1 pseudogene is annotated in these 257 nt (G+C 41.2%); it reads right to left on the bottom strand.

Going from position 1 to position 257, the window contains the following annotated elements:
• A pseudogene (locus tag AAEZ05_RS29265) lies at positions 1 to 234 on the bottom strand (endonuclease/exonuclease/phosphatase family protein); the annotation flags it as partial.
• Positions 235 to 257 lie beyond the last annotated feature (23 nt).

Genomic DNA, 257 nt, shown 5'->3' with positions numbered 1-257 from the left:
ATGTAAGACCCCACGCTGCTCCAATTTATTTACCGTAATATTGACGTTATGTTTTGGATCTAACGGAAAGCGGCTGAGCACGGCATTACCATGATGACCGTTTTCATATTCTGAGTTTTTACCATAACTGTTTTGCAGCTGTAGATATTCGCCAAACCATTCATGCTGTGATTGATCAGGATATTCGTTGTATTGCATATTGCGCTTAAGATTCTGACCTTGTACCTCTTGCAAACACAGAACGTCCGAGCCTATAC

The sequence above is a fragment of the Pseudomonas sp. HY13-MNA-CIBAN-0226 genome (assembly GCF_040310305.1).
Classification (GTDB): Bacteria; Pseudomonadota; Gammaproteobacteria; order Pseudomonadales; family Pseudomonadaceae; genus Aquipseudomonas; species Aquipseudomonas gregormendelii.
Note: the sequence above shows the minus strand (reverse complement) of the source record. Positions and strands in the feature narration are given on the sequence as shown.